This is a genomic window from Curtobacterium sp. AG1037 (assembly GCF_003349855.1).
Classification (GTDB): domain Bacteria; phylum Actinomycetota; class Actinomycetes; order Actinomycetales; family Microbacteriaceae; genus Curtobacterium; species Curtobacterium citreum.
This window is the reverse complement of the sequence record NZ_QQAO01000001.1, coordinates 314,754-329,714: the sequence shown is the minus strand read 5'-3', so window position 1 is coordinate 329,714 and position 14,961 is coordinate 314,754. Positions and strand designations below refer to the sequence as shown.

Here is a 14,961-nt window from a genome sequence, read left to right as displayed (position 1 = left end):
CCGGCTGGCGCGCCCGCGCCCGCGCGCGGGTCGGGGGCGGGTCTCGGGGGCGAGCGGGTCTCGGGGGCGGGGCGGGTCTCGGGGGCGAGCGGGCGGAGTGCGCGGCGGTCTCGCGCCGGGCGGGTCGGTTTCCGCCCGCTCGCGGGCCGCGTCCGTGGTCCGTGGGCCGCGGTGCGTGGATGCGCTGGAACCGCGCCCAGCCGCGAGCGGGCGGTGTGTGCGGCGGTCCGGGCGGATGAGACGCGGATCCCGCCCGCTCGCGAGACCGATCGCGTTCGGTACGGGCGGCGTGCGGCACCGGGCGGCAGTGCGGGAACGCGAGCGGGCGGAAGGTGCAGCAAGTCCAGAGGGCGACGCGCCGATTCCTCCCGCTCGCGGACGGAGCGTCAGCTGGTCGCCCGAGTCGGACAGTTCGGACAGCTCGGCCGGTCCGGACTGGAGGCACGGGCCGTCCGCGACGCTGCGCATCGCCGCTGGGCGCGGCCGGTCCGACGCGCACCCGGCCCGGGCTGGCATCCACAGGCGCGGGAGCACGGACAGCAGCGTCACACCCGCGGAATAGGATCGTCCGCATGGCAACTGCGAACGACCGCCTCGTCTGGATCGACTGCGAGATGACCGGCCTGGACCTCCAGGTCGACGAGCTCGTCGAGGTGGCCGTCGTCATCACCGACTTCGACCTCGTCCCCGTGCACCCCGGGTTCGACATCGTCATCAAGCCGGACCAGTCCGCACTCGACAACATGAACGAGTTCGTCACGAACATGCACACGACCTCGGGGCTCATCGACGAGATCCCGCACGGCGTGAGCCTGGCCGACGCCGAGTACCAGGTGCTCGAGTACATCCTCCAGCACGTCCCCGCCGAGGGCTCCGCTCCCCTGGCCGGCAACACGATCGGCACCGACCGCGCCTTCCTCGCCAAGTACATGCCGCGCGTGGACGGTCACCTGCACTACCGCAGCGTCGACGTCTCCAGCATCAAGGAGCTCTGCCGCCGCTGGTTCCCGCGCGTCTACTTCAACGCGCCGGAGAAGCACGGCGGGCACCGCGCCCTCGCCGACATCCTCGAGTCCATCCGCGAACTCGAGTACTACCGACGCGCGGGCTTCATCCCCGAGCCCGGCCCGACGACCGAGGACGTGCGTGCCGTCGCCGCCGCGGTGGTCGAGCAGTGGGCTCCGCGGCTCGCCCAGCCCGCGGCCGAGTAGTGGTCCACGCAGGCCGCGGCATGTACTACTATTGAGGGGTTGCTCCGGCTGGTCCGGGGACAGCATGGTGGGTATAGCTCAGTTGGTAGAGCGCCTGGTTGTGGTCTAGGAGGTCGCGGGTTCGAGACCCGTTACTCACCCCATCGAGAGAAGCCCCGGTCCTTCGGACCGGGGCTTCTCCGTTGTCGCGACGACGCGGTCAGCCTGTGGACAACCGGGCCCGCGAAGTACGACATGTGAAGAACTCGCTCCAGGCGCAGAGTCGTTCCTAGCGTTGGCCGCGTGACCACCGCACCAACGACACGACGATCGGACATCGAAGGCCTCCGGGCCGTCGCGATCCTCGCTGTGGTGCTCGACCATCTGCTCGGTCGGCCCGTCGGGGGCTACCTCGGCGTCGACGTCTTCTTCGTGGTGTCGGGCTTCGTCATCACGACGAACCTGCTCCGCGAACACAGCGGCACCGGACGGATCGATCTCCTCGGGTTCGCTCGACGCCGAGCCCTCCGCCTCTTGCCCGCCGCGGCGATCACCATCGCCGTCACCGTCGTGATCGCCGTCGCTGTCCTCCCGAGCGGCCGCGCAGCGAGCGTCGCTCGTGACGCTGTCTTCGCTGCGATCGGCGCAGCGAACTGGCACTTCGCGGCGGACGGGACGAACTACTTCGCGCGGGATGCCCCACCGTCTCCGCTGCAGCACTTCTGGTCGCTCGCGGTCGAGGAGCAGTTCTACCTGGCGTGGCCGCTCCTGATGGTCCTCGTCCTGGGGTGGTCACGGCGCGCGGCCGTCGCGCTCGTTCTCGTCCTCGCGGTCGCGTCAGCACTGTGTGCGGGCATGGCCGAGCCGGTCGGCGGGTACTTCGCGACCCAGTCCCGCGTCTGGGAACTCGCGAGCGGATCACTGCTGGCCTTCGTGCCCGATCCCCTCGGGCACCACCACCGACTGCGCCGAGTGGTCCGAGCATGCAGCGGAACGGTGCTCCTGGCGGTCCTGCTCGCTGGTGACGAGCGTCTCGGTGCTCCGATGCCGATCGCGATCCCTGCCGTGCTGGCAGCCGCCGGGATCATCCTGAGCGGCGGGCAGAACCGCGAGTCGCCGAGGCTGGTCTCGGCGCCGGCGCAGGGTCTGGCCTCGATCAGCTACCCGCTCTACCTCTGGCACTGGCCGGTCATCGTCCTCCTGCCTGCCGTCCTCCCGGGTGCCCCGCCCCACGTCCTCCTCCCCTTGTCCCTGCTCGTCCCCCTCGCCCTGTCCATCGCGACGACCTGGGGCGTCGAACGCCCGGTCCGGTCGTGGGCGACGGCCAGGTCAGCACCAGAGCGCGACACGCCGTCGAGATCGCGACGCCCCCTCCGACACCGCGCCCGGGGGCGACTCGGACAGGACCGGTTCCGGGCCCTGTTGGCGGGGATGGTCGCACTCTCGACGATCGCGATCCTGCTCTGTGTCAAGGCGGTCGGAGCAGACCAGTCCCGGGTCGACTCCTCGGTGGCGGACGGCGAGGTCGCGGCGACGGCGGAACGAGATCCGGCCGCTGATCCGGACCGGACCGGCGCCGTCGCCGACCCGGACCGGGACGACACCGACCTCAACCCGGACGGCACGGCCGGTCCCGCGCTGGACCAGCGACGCGCAGCAGCCATCCGCGCCGGACTCGGTCTCCGCAGCTGGCCGTCGACGATCCCGTCGATCGACGACGTCTCGGCGGACGACTACCTCACCCGACAGGTGTCGTCCCCGCGTTGGGCCGACGTGCTCCGCTGCTCGCAACAGACAGGAGGGCGGGACAGGACGTCGTGCACGTTCGGCGCGCCTGACGGCCGACTCGCGGTCCTGGTCGGTGACTCCACCGCTGCCTTCACGATGCCGGCTCTCCGCCAGCTCGTCGAGGGCGAGGGATCTGCGTGGCGCATCCTGGACCTCGCGCGCTTCGGGTGTCCCTTCACCGCCGCCGAGATCCACTTCGACACCGACGGGGACGGTTGCGAGCGTCACAAGCAGCAGGTGGTGACGACGATCGAGGAGCTGCAGCCGGACCTCGTGCTCGTGATGAACGCCGAGGGTTCCCGGGATGAGTCCACGCCCCTGGTCGACGGGCTCCGCGATCTGCTCGACGAGACGCGGACCGACGCGGCCATCGCTTTCCTGCTCCCGAACCCGGTCGGACCCGACATCCGGTCCTGCGCTGTTCCGGGCGGACGACCGGCCATGTGCGAGACGCGGCCCAGTGCGCAGCAGCGGCGCCTGGTCGCCCGCCTGGACGGCGTCAGGCTCGTCGACACCACGCCCGTCTGGTGCGCGAGCAGTCGCTGTCCCGCGGTGATCGACGACCAGCTCGTGCGGGTCGATGCCCTGCACGTCACCCCGGAAGCGGCGGCGACCGCCGCCTCGGCGATGGGCCGAGCCCTGTCGGCTGCCGGGATCGAGCTGGGGAGGTCGACCGACGACGGGTCGTGACGCTCCAGCCGTCGGACAGTCCGCTGTGCCACGATCGTGCCCGTGATGGAGATGTCCGCCGACGCGTTCGAGGAGCTCGTGACCGACGAGCTCGACCGGCTGCCCGACGAGATGGTTGCCGGACTCGACAACGTCGTCTTCGTCGTCGAGGACGAGCCCGAGGACGGTTCCGACCTGTTCGGCGTCTACGACGGGGTCGCCGCGACCGAGCGTGGCCAGTACGGCTTCGGCGAGCTCCCGGACCGGATCGTGGTGTTCCGGAAGCAGCACCTGCTGGAGTGCGACACCGTCGAGGAACTCCGGGACGAGGTCCACACGACGCTGGTGCACGAGATCGGGCACTTCTACGGGATCGACGACGAGCGGCTGCACGAACTCGGGTGGGCGTAGCGACCACGAGTCCACACGGCGCGACCCCGGGTCCACCCGGCACCCCTACGTCCGCACCACCACGTCCGCCAGCGCCGCCGGGTCCTCCGCCGCGATGAAGGACGACTCCTGCGCTGCCCACCGGTCCCACTCCCGGGCGAAGACCTCGCCGTCACGGCCGATCGCCCGGTCGCGCCGGACGGTGTCGTCCGCCTCGAGCCAGACGCGGAAGGACGCGAGCGGCGCCGAAGCCCGGGACAGCGCACCGCACCCCTCGACGACGAGCGGCACGTCCGGGTCGATCGACTCCCACCCCGCCGTGGTCGACGTCGTCCAGTCCCACCGCCGGTAGCCGGAACGGGCGCCGAGGACGTCCGTCACCACCGCGTCAGCCGCCGCACGGAGCCCGTCCCACCCCGGGTAGACGTCGTCGAGGTGCACGACCCGGGCGCCGAGCCGGTCCCCGAGGGCGTCGCCGAGCGTCGTCTTGCCGGTCCCCGAGCGCCCGTCGACCAGCACGACGAGCCGCCCCCGCCCGGAAGCCGCACGGAGACCCGGAGCAGCACCCGCAACTGCAGCTGCAGCGGCCGCCGCAGCCGCCAGGGCGTCCGCGACCCCGTCAGACACGCCACGTCCCCGCGCCCACGGCCACCGCGACCGACACCGCACCGATCCCGACGAGCACCGCGACCATCGCCCACTCGGGGCCGCCGAAGCGCGCCGGTCGTGCCCACGTCCGCCGACCCGGTGCCCCGAACCCACGCGACTCCATCGCCACCGCGAGCGTCGTCGCCCGCCGGAGCGCGACCACGAGCAGCGCGAACGCCATCGACGCACCCCGACGCAGCCGCCCGGTGTCGGCCAACCCGCGGGCACGCCGGGCACTGCGCAGCTGCCGCCAGTCCCCGCCGAGCAGGGTCGTCATCCGCACCGCCGCCAGTGCCCCGAGCACGAACCGAGCGGGCAGCCGCAGGAGCTGCGCCAGCCCGTCCGCGAGGTCGGTCGGGTCGACCCGCACGAACAGCGCGATCGCCGGCAGTCCGACGCCGAGCACCCGGAGAGCGGTCGCCAGGGCGAGCTCGAGCGACCCGTCGGTGACTCGCACGAAGCCGAGGTCGAACCACTCGCGTCCGGACGGCCGGCCGTACAGCGCGATGCTCACGGCCGTCAGCGGGACCGCTGCAGTCAGGGGTGCGGTCCGCAGCAGGAGCGTGCGCCAGGGGATGCGGAGCAGCGGCAGCAGCAGGACCTCGAGCAGGAGCGCGACGGCTGCGGACACGACGTCCAGGCTCAGGACGAGCAGCAGCCCGAGCGCGAGCACCCCGAGCAGGGACGCGACGGGCTGCACCCCGCGGATCCCGCGGGGCCGGACGGGAGGCACGGATCGCCCCCGCGCGTCGGCTGCGGTCCCCGGGACGACCGGCCGGGCATCCCCCGCCACGTCGGCGACGACACCGTCCGCCGTCCCCGGGCCGGTCGGCCGCAGACCGCCCGGGCCGGCCGGTCGCACGCCCTCCGGGCCGAGCACCACCTCGTCCGCTTCGAGCGCCCGCACCAGGTCACGGTCGTGCGTCACGGCGACGACAGCCGTCCCCGCGTCCGCGAGCGCGCCGAGCCGGTCCACGACGGCCTGCCACGTGGCACGGTCCTGTCCGGAGGTCGGCTCGTCGAGCACGAGCACGTCGGGCTCCGCCGCGAGCACCGTGCCGATCGCGAGCCGTCGCTGCTCACCACCGGACAGCGTGAAGGGGTTCGCGTCGGCCAGGTGTGCCAAGCCGAGGTCGTCGAGCACCCGCTCCACCTGGTCCTCGACGTCCGCACGACCGAGCGCCCGAGGTCCGGCGGCGAGCTCCTGCCGTACGGTGGCCGCGACGAACTGGTGCTCGGGGTCCTGGAACACCGTCCCGATCCGGCCGGCGAGCTCCCGGCTGGACCAGGACGACGGCGCCGCCCCGGCCAGGCCGTGCCGCAGGGCGGGGGTGGCCTCGAGGACGCCGTCGTCGGGGGCGAGGAGCCCGGCGAGCGTCAGGCCGAGCGTCGACTTCCCGACGCCGTTCGGCCCGGTCACCGCCAGCACACGCCCGCGCCGGACCGTCAGGTCGATGCCGCTGCCGACCCGGTGACCCCGACCGCGCGCCGTCGCGAGTCCCCGAGCGTCGAGCAGCGCCCGAGCGTGCGCGCGGTCCTCCGCGAGGATCGCCTGCCGAGCCGAGCCCCGAGCGGGCTCCGACCCGGGCACCCACACGCCCGCCGCCGCGAGCGCCGGACCGTGCGCGGCGAGGACCTCGGCCGGCGTGCCGTCCGCGACGACCCCGCCGGCGGGAGCGAGCAGCACGAGCCGGTCGACCAGGTCGAGCCAGGTGCCGATCCGGTGCTCGACGACGAGCAGCGTCGCACCGGTCTCGTCGAGGACCGCACGCACGGCGTCGTGCACCTGGCGCACGCCGTCCGGGTCGAGGTTCGCGCACGGCTCGTCGAGCACGAGCGCGCCCGGCCGCATCGCGAGCACGCCCGCGAGCGCGAGTCGCTGCCGCTGCCCGCCGGACAGCGCGGTCGTCGACCGGTCGAGCGGCAGGTCGAGGCCGACCACGTCGAGGGCCGACCGTACGCGCCGCCAGGTCTCGTCACGCGGCACGCCGGTGTTCTCGCACCCGAACGCGACGTCGTCCCCGACACGCGACATCACGGTGTGCGCCTCGGGGTCCTGCATGACGAGCCCGACCCGTCCACGGACCGTCCCCGGTGCGGCACCGTCGACGAGCACCGTGCCCTGGACGGCCGCGGCGGTGTCGTCGGCCGGGTCCGGCTCGTCGGGCAGCACCGCCGCGACGGCCCGCAGCACCGTCGACTTGCCGGCGCCGGACGGTCCGACGACCGCGACCCGCTCTCCCGGGCGCACCTCGAGGTGGACCCCGCGGACCGCCCACTCGTCGCGGGCGGCGTAGCGCCACCCCCAGTCACGGAAGACGATGCCGGCCGGTCCGGTGCTCGCCGGGACCTCGGTCGCGGGCGCTGCGTCCGCACGACCGGCGGACACGGCCGTCACGCTGCGCTGCGGGTCGTGCGCTTGGCGTGCTCCCGGCCGACCGCGAACTGCGACAGGACACCGGTCGCGGCGAGCGCCCGGACGATCGCCCAGGACCCGGCACCCGCGATGACGGCACCGGAGACCACGGCGCACACGACGTAGACGGCCTTGAAGCCGGCGTCGAGCCCCGGGTACCACAGGACGGTGTCGTTGATGCCGAGCGCGAGACCGGCGGCCGCGCCCGCGAGGACGACGACCGGCAGCCGGTACACGCGGTACAGGAACAGCGCGAGGACGAGCTCGGCGCCCAGGCCCTGCACGAGACCGGCCTCGAGCGTCAGCCACCCCCACTGCGTGCCGAGCAGCGCCTCGACCGAGGCGGCGACCATCTCGGCGTACAGGGCGGCTCCGGGCTTCCGCACGACGATCGCGACGATCGGCCCGGCGAGCAGCCAGACGCCGCCGAACAGCGACTGCGATCCCGGCAGGACGAGGGCGGCTCCCGCGCTGAGCGGCTCGTAGCCGAACTCCCAGAGCTTGAAGACGACGCCGATCGCGACCGCGAGGACGCTGGCGACGACGACGTCGACCACGCGCCAGCGGAGCGACCGCCGGAGGGTGGTGGACGGGACGGTGGACTGCATGGTTGCAGGCATGGTGCTGACTCCTCCCTGCGCCGGCATGACCCGGATCAGGTTCGACGGTCGGAGCGCCGTTCGCTCCCTCTCAGCCCGGTGGTCCCGGACTCCCGTGTGTGTGGCAGCAGTCTAGACGGGTGGCGACCAGATGACGGACGGGAGGATCGTGGCGGCGTCGCCACGATCCTCCCGTCCGTCCTGTGGTCACTTCTTGAGTGCGCGGACCACCTTGGCGAGCGCCTTGCCGGTCACCCAGATGGTCGGGATGCTGACCGCGAGCAGCGAGATGAGGTTCGGCTCGAACTGCAGGTCCTGTCCGGGACGGCGCACGTAGGCGCCGACGGGGATCGACACGCCGCCGCCACCCCCGCCGCCGTTGTCGTCGCCGTCCCCGCCGCCGCCGAAGCCGAACCAGCCCAGCGACACCGGGATGAGGGTCTGGTCGCCGACCTCGACCGGCTCGCCGTAGTTGGTGGAGACGCCGATCGGGCGCACCTTGTCTGCGATCTGACTCACGATGTTGGCCATGCGCGCGAGGCTACTCGGCCACTCCTCCACAGCGACGCGCGGAGTCACCCTCGTCCACTGCTGGGGCTTGTCTGCGGACGCGGAGGGGCCGCGCCGATACGTTGGCGGCACCCACACCTGGAGGACCGTTTGCACACCTGGCCCGGCAGTCCGTACCCCCTCGGGGCGACCTACGACGGCAGCGGCACGAACTTCGCCCTGTTCAGCGAGGTCGCCGACCGCGTGGAACTGTGCCTCTTCGACGACGCGGGGAACGAGGAGTGCGTCGACCTGGTCGAGGTCGACGCGCACGTCTGGCACGCGTACCTGCCGAACGTGGCACCGGGGCAGGAGTACGGCTTCCGCGTGCACGCCCCGTACGACCCGGCGCACGGACTGCGCGGCAACCCGAACAAGCTGCTCCTCGACCCCTACGCCAAGGCGACCAGCGGCGACATCGACTGGGACCAGGCGCTGTTCTCGTACACCTTCGGCGACCCCGACTCGACCGACGACCAGGACTCGGCGCCCCACATGATGAAGGGGGTCGTCATCAACCCCTTCTTCGACTGGCAGGGCGACCGCTCGCCGGGCATCCCGTACGGCGAGACCGTCATCTACGAGGCGCACGTCAAGGGCCTCACCGAGACACACCCCGACGTCCCGGAGGATCAGCGCGGCACCTACGCCGGCGTCGCGCACCCGGCGGTCATCGAGCACCTCAAGCGACTGGGCGTCACGACCCTCGAGCTCATGCCGGTGCACCAGTTCGTGAACGACTCGACCCTGCAGGAGAAGGGGCTGTCGAACTACTGGGGCTACAACACCATCGGGTTCTTCGCGCCGCACTCGCACTACTCGTCGTCCGGCGACCGCGGGCAGCAGGTGCAGGAGTTCAAGGCGATGGTGCGCGAGCTGCACCGTGCGGGGATCGAGGTCGTGCTCGACGTCGTCTACAACCACACCGCCGAGGGCAACCACCTCGGTCCCACGCTGTCCTTCCGCGGCATCGACAACGCCGCGTACTACCGCCTGGTCGACGACGACAAGCGGTACTACATGGACACCACGGGCACCGGCAACTCGCTCAACGTGGGTCACCCGCACTCGCTGCAGCTGATCATGGACTCGCTGCGGTACTGGGTGACCGAGATGCACGTGGACGGGTTCCGCTTCGACCTCGCGGCGGCCCTGGCGCGGGAGTTCTACGAGGTCGACCGCCTGGCAGCCTTCTTCGAACTGGTCCAGCAGGACCCGATCGTGTCGCAGGTCAAGCTCATCGCGGAACCGTGGGACGTCGGTCCCGGCGGCTACCAGGTCGGCAACTTCCCGCCGCAGTGGTCGGAGTGGAACGGCAAGTACCGCGACACCGTGCGCGACTTCTGGCGCGGCGAGCCGTCGACGCTCGGCGAGTTCGCGTCCCGTATCTCCGGGTCGGCCGACCTGTACGAGCACGACGGCCGCACCCCCAAGGCGAGCATCAACTTCATCACCGCGCACGACGGCTTCACGCTGTACGACCTCGTCGCCTACAACGAGAAGCACAACGAGGCCAACGGCGAGGACAACAACGACGGCGAGAGCCACAACCGCTCGTGGAACTCCGGCGCCGAGGGGCCGACCGACGACCCCGCGGTGAACGCACTCCGGCTGCAGCGACGCCGGAACTTCCTCGCGACGCTGCTCCTCAGCCAGGGCGTGCCGATGATCACGCACGGTGACGAGCTCGGGCGGACCCAGGGCGGCAACAACAACGTCTACGCCCAGGACTCGCCGATCAGCTGGATCGACTGGGAGCACGCCGACGACGAGCTCATCCAGTTCACCGCCGACGTCGTGAAGCTCCGCCACGACCACCCGACGTTCCGCCGCACGCGGTACTTCAACGGCCGTCCGGTCCGCCGGGGCGAGGGCGAACCGCTCCCCGACGTCGTGTGGCTGACGCCCTCCGGTGACGCCATGGACCCCGAGGACTGGGACTCCGGCTTCGGGAAGAGCGTCGGGATGTACCTGAACGGCGAGGGCATCCGCGGGCGTGACCGCTGGGGCGAGCGCGTCACCGACGTGGCGTTCCTGACGTACTACAACGCACACGACGACGTGGTGACGTTCACCCTGCCCCCGGAGGAGTACTCGCCGGGCTGGACCGTGCGGATCGACACCGCCGACCCGGGTGCCCGCGACGAGGTCCTCGACGCCGGGACGCCGCTCGACGTTCCCGCACGGTCGATGATCGTGCTCCGCGCCGAGCCCGACCACGAGGTGACGACGGCCCCGGTCGACGCCGCCACGGACGCGAAGCCGTCCACGCCGACCAACCCCGCGGCCTCGCCCGCCACCTCGGCGACGGACCCGGCGGGCACGGACCCGTCGAGCTCCGAGCCGGCGAGCTCCGAGCCGGCCGACGACAGCGCCACTCCCGAACCCGACAGCACAGGAGCCACCAGGTGACCGCCAGACGCGTCCCCACGTCCACCTACCGACTGCAGGTCACCCCCGACTTCGACCTCACCCGGGCGCAGGACGTGGTCGAGCACATCCGCGACCTCGGCGCCGACTGGGTGTACCTCTCCCCCGTGCTCCAGGCAGAGCCCGGTTCGCAGCACGGCTACGACGTCGTCGACCACTCCCACGTCGACACCGAGCGCGGCGGCGACGCAGCGCTGCGCGGGCTCGCCGAGGCCGCCCACGCCGCCGGACTCGGCGTGCTCGTCGACGTCGTCCCGAACCACGTCGGCGTCGCGACGCCCGAGGCGAACCCGTGGTGGTGGTCGCTGCTCGAACAGGGCCAGGTCAGCCCGGTCGCGTGGGCGTTCGACGTCGACTGGGAAGCCGGCGACGGCAAGGTCCGCGTCCCGGTGCTCGACGACCGCCTGCTCGACGCCGTCGAGCTGCGGGACGGTCGGCTGTACGTCGGCGAGACCGCCTACCCGACCGCTCCCGGAACCGTGCAGGACGGCGACGACGTCGAGACCGTCCACGCCCGCCAGCACTACGCGTTCGTGCACTGGAAGCGCGCGGACCACGAGCTGAACTACCGCCGGTTCTTCGCCGTGAACACCCTCGCGGCGATCCGCGTCGAGGAGCCCGAGGTGTTCGCGGCGTCGCACGACACGATCGGCGGATGGTTCCGCGACGGGCTCGTCGACGGCCTGCGGATCGACCACCCGGACGGTCTGTACGACCCGGACGGGTACCTGCAGGACCTCGCGGACCTGACCGGCGGGGCCTACACGCTGGTCGAGAAGATCCTCGAGCCGGGCGAGCAGCTCCCGTCCTCGTGGCCCGTCGACGGCACCACCGGCTACGACGCGCTCGGCGTCGTCGACCGCGTCTTCGTCGACCCCGCGGGCGAAGAGGCGCTGACCGCCGCGTCCGGTGCCGAACCGACCGACTGGCAGCAGCTGACCCACGACACCCGCCGGGGCATCGCCGACGGGATCCTCGGCAGCGAGGTCGCGCGACTCGCCCGGCTCCTCGCGTCGACGGCCGGTGACCTGCCGCAGGAGCGCGTGGTCGACGCGGTGGCCGAGATCGTCGCATCGTTCGACGTCTACCGCACCTACCTGCCCGAGGGCGTCCACCACCTGATCGACGCCCTGGAGCGCGCGGCTGAGACGCGGCCGGACCTGGACGACGTGATCGACCGGATCGCGCCGGCGCTCGTCGACCCCGGGCACGCCGCGGCGCTCCGCCTGCAGCAGACCTCGGGCATGGTGATGGCGAAGGGCGTCGAGGACACCGCGTTCTACCGGACGTCGCGCCTGAGCTCCCTGAGCGAGGTCGGCGGCGACCCGAGCGTGTTCGCGGTGTCGGTCGACGACTTCCACCAGGCGCAGCGCGAGCGTCAGGGCAGCTGGCCGCACACGATGACCACGCTGACCACGCACGACACCAAGCGGAGCGAGGACACCCGCGCCCGCATCGCGGTGCTCGCCGAGCTCGGGTCGGAGTGGTCGAGCGCCCTCGAGCAGCTGAACGCCCTCGCGCCGCTCGACGACGCGGTGTTCGCGGACCTGCTCTGGCAGGCGATCGTGGGTGCCCGCCCGGCCAGCCGCGAGCGCCTGCACGCGTACGCCGAGAAGGCCTCGCGCGAAGCCGGTGACAGCACGACCTGGACCGAACCGGACGAGGCCTTCGAACAGCAGATGCACGCCCTCGTGGACGCCGCGTTCGACGACCCGCGCGTGGTCGCGGTGCTCGACGAGCTCGACCGCACGATCGACGCGGCCGGCTGGTCGAACGGGCTCGCGCAGAAGCTGGTCCAGCTGACGATGCCGGGCGTCCCGGACGTCTACCAGGGCACCGAGGCGTGGGACCGCTCGCTCGTCGACCCGGACAACCGCCGCCCGGTCGACTACACGGAGCTGCGGCACGTCCTCGCGACGCTCGACGGCCCCGAGGGCACCGGTCCGGAGCAGCTGCCCGCGGTCGGCCTGGACGGTGCGGCGAAGGTCCTCGTGACGAGCCGCGCCCTGCGGGTCCGACGCGACCACCCCGAGCTCTTCACCCGGTACCTCGGGCTCGAGGCCACCGGCATCGCCGCCGACCACGTGCTCGCGTTCGACCGCGGCGGTGCCGTGACGGTCGCGACGCGGCTGCCCGTCGGGCTCGAGCGCGTCGGCGGGTGGGGCGACACGCTCGTCCACCCGGTGCCGGCCGACCGGGTCGACCTGCTGACCGGTCGTCGCTTCCCGGCGTCCCGCGGCATCGCCCTGTCGGCGCTGCTCGCCGACCTGCCCGTCGCCCTGCTCGTCCCGGCGGACGTCGCGGACGCCGACCCCACCGGATCCGAGCACGACGCCGCACCGGTGACGTCCGGCACGAGCACGAACAACACCGCTGCGGTCTCCGACCAGCAGGCCGAGATCGAGATCCTGGAGGGTCACGCATGACCGTTCCCGCCCGCTACGCCGTCTGGGCGCCGAACCCCGAGCGCGTGCGCCTGGTCGTCGACGGCACCGAGTACGCCATGACCCGCGGCGACGACGACTGGTGGGCGACCGACGACGTCGTCCCCGTCGTCGGCGCGCGCTACGGCTTCCGCATCGACGACGACGACTCCGTCCGACCCGATCCGCGCAGCCGGTACCAGCCCGAGGGCGTGCACGGCCCGTCCGAGGTCGTGGACCCCGAGCGCTTCGCCTGGACCGACGAGTCGTGGACCGGTCGGCCCGCCCGTGGGGCCGTGATCTACGAGATGCACGTCGGCACCTTCACCCCCGAGGGCACGCTCGACGCCGCGGCCGCCAAGCTCGACCACCTCGTCGAGCTCGGGGTGGAGTTCGTCGAGCTGCTCCCCGTCAACGCGGTGAACGGCGAGTGGAACTGGGGCTACGACGGTGTCGGCTGGTTCGCCGTGCACCACCCCTACGGTGGTCCCGACGCCTACGACCGGTTCGTCGACACGGCGCACGCGCTCGGCCTCGGCGTCATCCAGGACGTCGTGTACAACCACCTCGGGCCCAGCGGGAACTACCTGCCGCTGTACGGGCCGTACCTGCTCCAGGGGCTCGGCAACACGTGGGGTGACTCGGTCAACGTCGAGGACCCCGAGGTCCGCCGGTACGTGCTCGACAACGTGCGCATGTGGTTCCGCGACCACCACGTCGACGGGCTCCGCCTCGACGCGGTGCACGCCATCCGCGACACCACCCGGCCCCACGTCCTGCAGGCGATGGCCTCCGAGACCGAGGCGTACGCGCAGTCCGTCGGACGCCCGCTGTCGCTCATCGCGGAGTCGGACCTCAACGACCCGGTCATGTTCCGCCCGCAGGAAGCCGGCGGGTACGGCCTCACCGGTCAGTGGTCCGACGACTTCCACCACGCCGTGCACGTGGCGGTGACCGGGGAGACGAACGGCTACTACGCCGACTTCGCCCCGCTGTCGGCGCTCGCGAAGGTCCTGGACCACGGGTTCTTCCACGACGGTACGTGGTCGTCGTTCCGCGGGAAGCGGCACGGTCGACCGATCGACCGCGGGACCTCGCCCGCGACCGCCCTCGTCGTCGCGAACCAGAACCACGACCAGATCGGCAACCGGGCCGCAGGTGACCGGCTCGCCGCGACCCTCGACGACGAGTCGCTCGTCATCGCGGCCGCGCTGACCCTGCTCGGGCCGTTCACGCCCATGCTGTTCATGGGCGAGGAGTTCGCTGCGACGACGCCGTGGCAGTTCTTCACCTCGCACCCGGAGCCCGAACTCGGCAAGGTGACGGCCGAGGGACGCATCAAGGAGTTCGCGCAGCACGGCTGGGACGAGTCGACGGTGCCCGACCCGCAGGACCCGACGACGTTCACGAACTCCAAGCTCGAATGGGCCGACGTCACCTCGGAGCGGGGTGCGGCGATCCTCCGCGCCTACCGGGTGCTCGTCGCGCTGCGTCGGACCGAGCAGGCGTTCGTCGACCACCGCTACGAGGCGAACGCGGTCCGCTTCGACGCGGACGACCGGTGGCTCGTGCTCACGCGCGGGCTGCTCGGACCTGACGCAGCGCCCGTCCACGTCGTCGTGCACTTCGCCGACGATGCCGCGGACGTGCCGGTCCCGGACAGCTCGGGCGAGGAGCTCTACCGGTTCGGGTCGGCCTCGGTCGAGGACGGCCGCGTCCACTTCGACGGCCGCGGGGTCGTCGTGCTCCGGTAGTCACCACGGCGACGGTGGTCACCACGGCGACGGCGCTCACCAAGGCGACGGGGGTCGCCGAGGCGACCACCGGACGGACGGGAGGCGCGGTGCCAGCCGGCACCG

General features: G+C 72.4%; 10 protein-coding genes, 1 tRNA gene and 1 riboswitch. Of the genes, 7 read left to right on the top strand and 4 right to left on the bottom strand.

Going from position 1 to position 14,961, the window contains the following annotated elements:
- Window positions 1–572 precede the first annotated feature (572 nt).
- The 4 genes from orn (at window position 573) to DEU32_RS01480 (ending at window position 4,058) form a co-directional block, all read left to right on the top strand.
- Window positions 573–1,211, top strand: a complete 639-nt coding sequence (orn, locus tag DEU32_RS01495; protein ID WP_114849025.1) for an oligoribonuclease — start codon at window positions 573–575, stop codon at window positions 1,209–1,211.
- Between the two features lie 67 nt (window positions 1,212–1,278).
- Window positions 1,279–1,354 (top strand) — tRNA-His (locus DEU32_RS01490).
- A 139-nt stretch (window positions 1,355–1,493) separates the two neighbouring features.
- Window positions 1,494–3,668 (top strand): acyltransferase family protein, encoded by a 2,175-nt coding sequence (locus DEU32_RS01485; RefSeq protein ID WP_114849024.1) that lies wholly within the window; start codon window positions 1,494–1,496, stop codon window positions 3,666–3,668.
- A gap of 45 nt (window positions 3,669–3,713) precedes the next feature.
- Complete coding sequence (locus DEU32_RS01480; RefSeq protein WP_114849023.1) at window positions 3,714–4,058, top strand: metallopeptidase family protein; 345 nt, start codon at window positions 3,714–3,716, stop codon at window positions 4,056–4,058.
- 45 nt (window positions 4,059–4,103) lie between these two features.
- Here the strand turns inward: DEU32_RS01480 and DEU32_RS01475 are convergent, their stop codons facing one another.
- The 4 genes from DEU32_RS01475 to DEU32_RS01460 form a co-directional block, all read right to left on the bottom strand.
- On the bottom strand, window positions 4,104–4,664 hold the full coding sequence (locus tag DEU32_RS01475) for an ATP-binding protein (RefSeq protein ID WP_229666733.1): 561 nt from the start codon (window positions 4,662–4,664) through the stop codon (window positions 4,104–4,106).
- Window positions 4,657–7,074: an ATP-binding cassette domain-containing protein gene (locus tag DEU32_RS17010; RefSeq protein WP_258554747.1), complete on the bottom strand. Its 2,418-nt coding sequence runs from the start codon at window positions 7,072–7,074 to the stop codon at window positions 4,657–4,659. The genes DEU32_RS01475 and DEU32_RS17010 overlap by 8 nt, the downstream gene beginning before the upstream one ends.
- 5 nt (window positions 7,075–7,079) lie before the next feature.
- On the bottom strand, window positions 7,080–7,721 hold the full coding sequence (locus tag DEU32_RS01465; RefSeq protein WP_114849190.1) for an ECF transporter S component: 642 nt from the start codon (window positions 7,719–7,721) through the stop codon (window positions 7,080–7,082).
- Window positions 7,716–7,827, bottom strand: a riboswitch (TPP riboswitch). Its footprint overlaps the gene before it by 6 nt.
- Before the next feature lie 80 nt (window positions 7,828–7,907).
- Window positions 7,908–8,231 carry a hypothetical protein gene (locus DEU32_RS01460; protein ID WP_058769316.1) on the bottom strand — a complete coding sequence of 108 codons (324 nt, stop codon included), beginning with the start codon at window positions 8,229–8,231 and terminating at the stop codon, window positions 7,908–7,910.
- A gap of 129 nt (window positions 8,232–8,360) precedes the next feature.
- On the opposite strand from DEU32_RS01460, the gene glgX reads away from it, so the two are divergent.
- Genes glgX through treZ form a run of 3 tightly spaced genes read left to right on the top strand, consistent with a single transcriptional unit; the run spans window position 8,361 to window position 14,856 of the window.
- On the top strand, window positions 8,361–10,661 hold the full coding sequence (glgX, locus tag DEU32_RS01455; RefSeq protein WP_258554745.1) for a glycogen debranching protein GlgX: 2,301 nt from the start codon (window positions 8,361–8,363) through the stop codon (window positions 10,659–10,661).
- Window positions 10,658–13,105 (top strand): malto-oligosyltrehalose synthase, encoded by a 2,448-nt coding sequence (gene treY / locus DEU32_RS01450; protein ID WP_114849022.1) that lies wholly within the window; start codon window positions 10,658–10,660, stop codon window positions 13,103–13,105. The genes glgX and treY overlap by 4 nt, the downstream gene beginning before the upstream one ends.
- On the top strand, window positions 13,102–14,856 hold the full coding sequence (treZ, locus tag DEU32_RS01445; protein ID WP_114849021.1) for a malto-oligosyltrehalose trehalohydrolase: 1,755 nt from the start codon (window positions 13,102–13,104) through the stop codon (window positions 14,854–14,856). The genes treY and treZ overlap by 4 nt, the downstream gene beginning before the upstream one ends.
- Window positions 14,857–14,961: the final 105 nt, after the last annotated feature.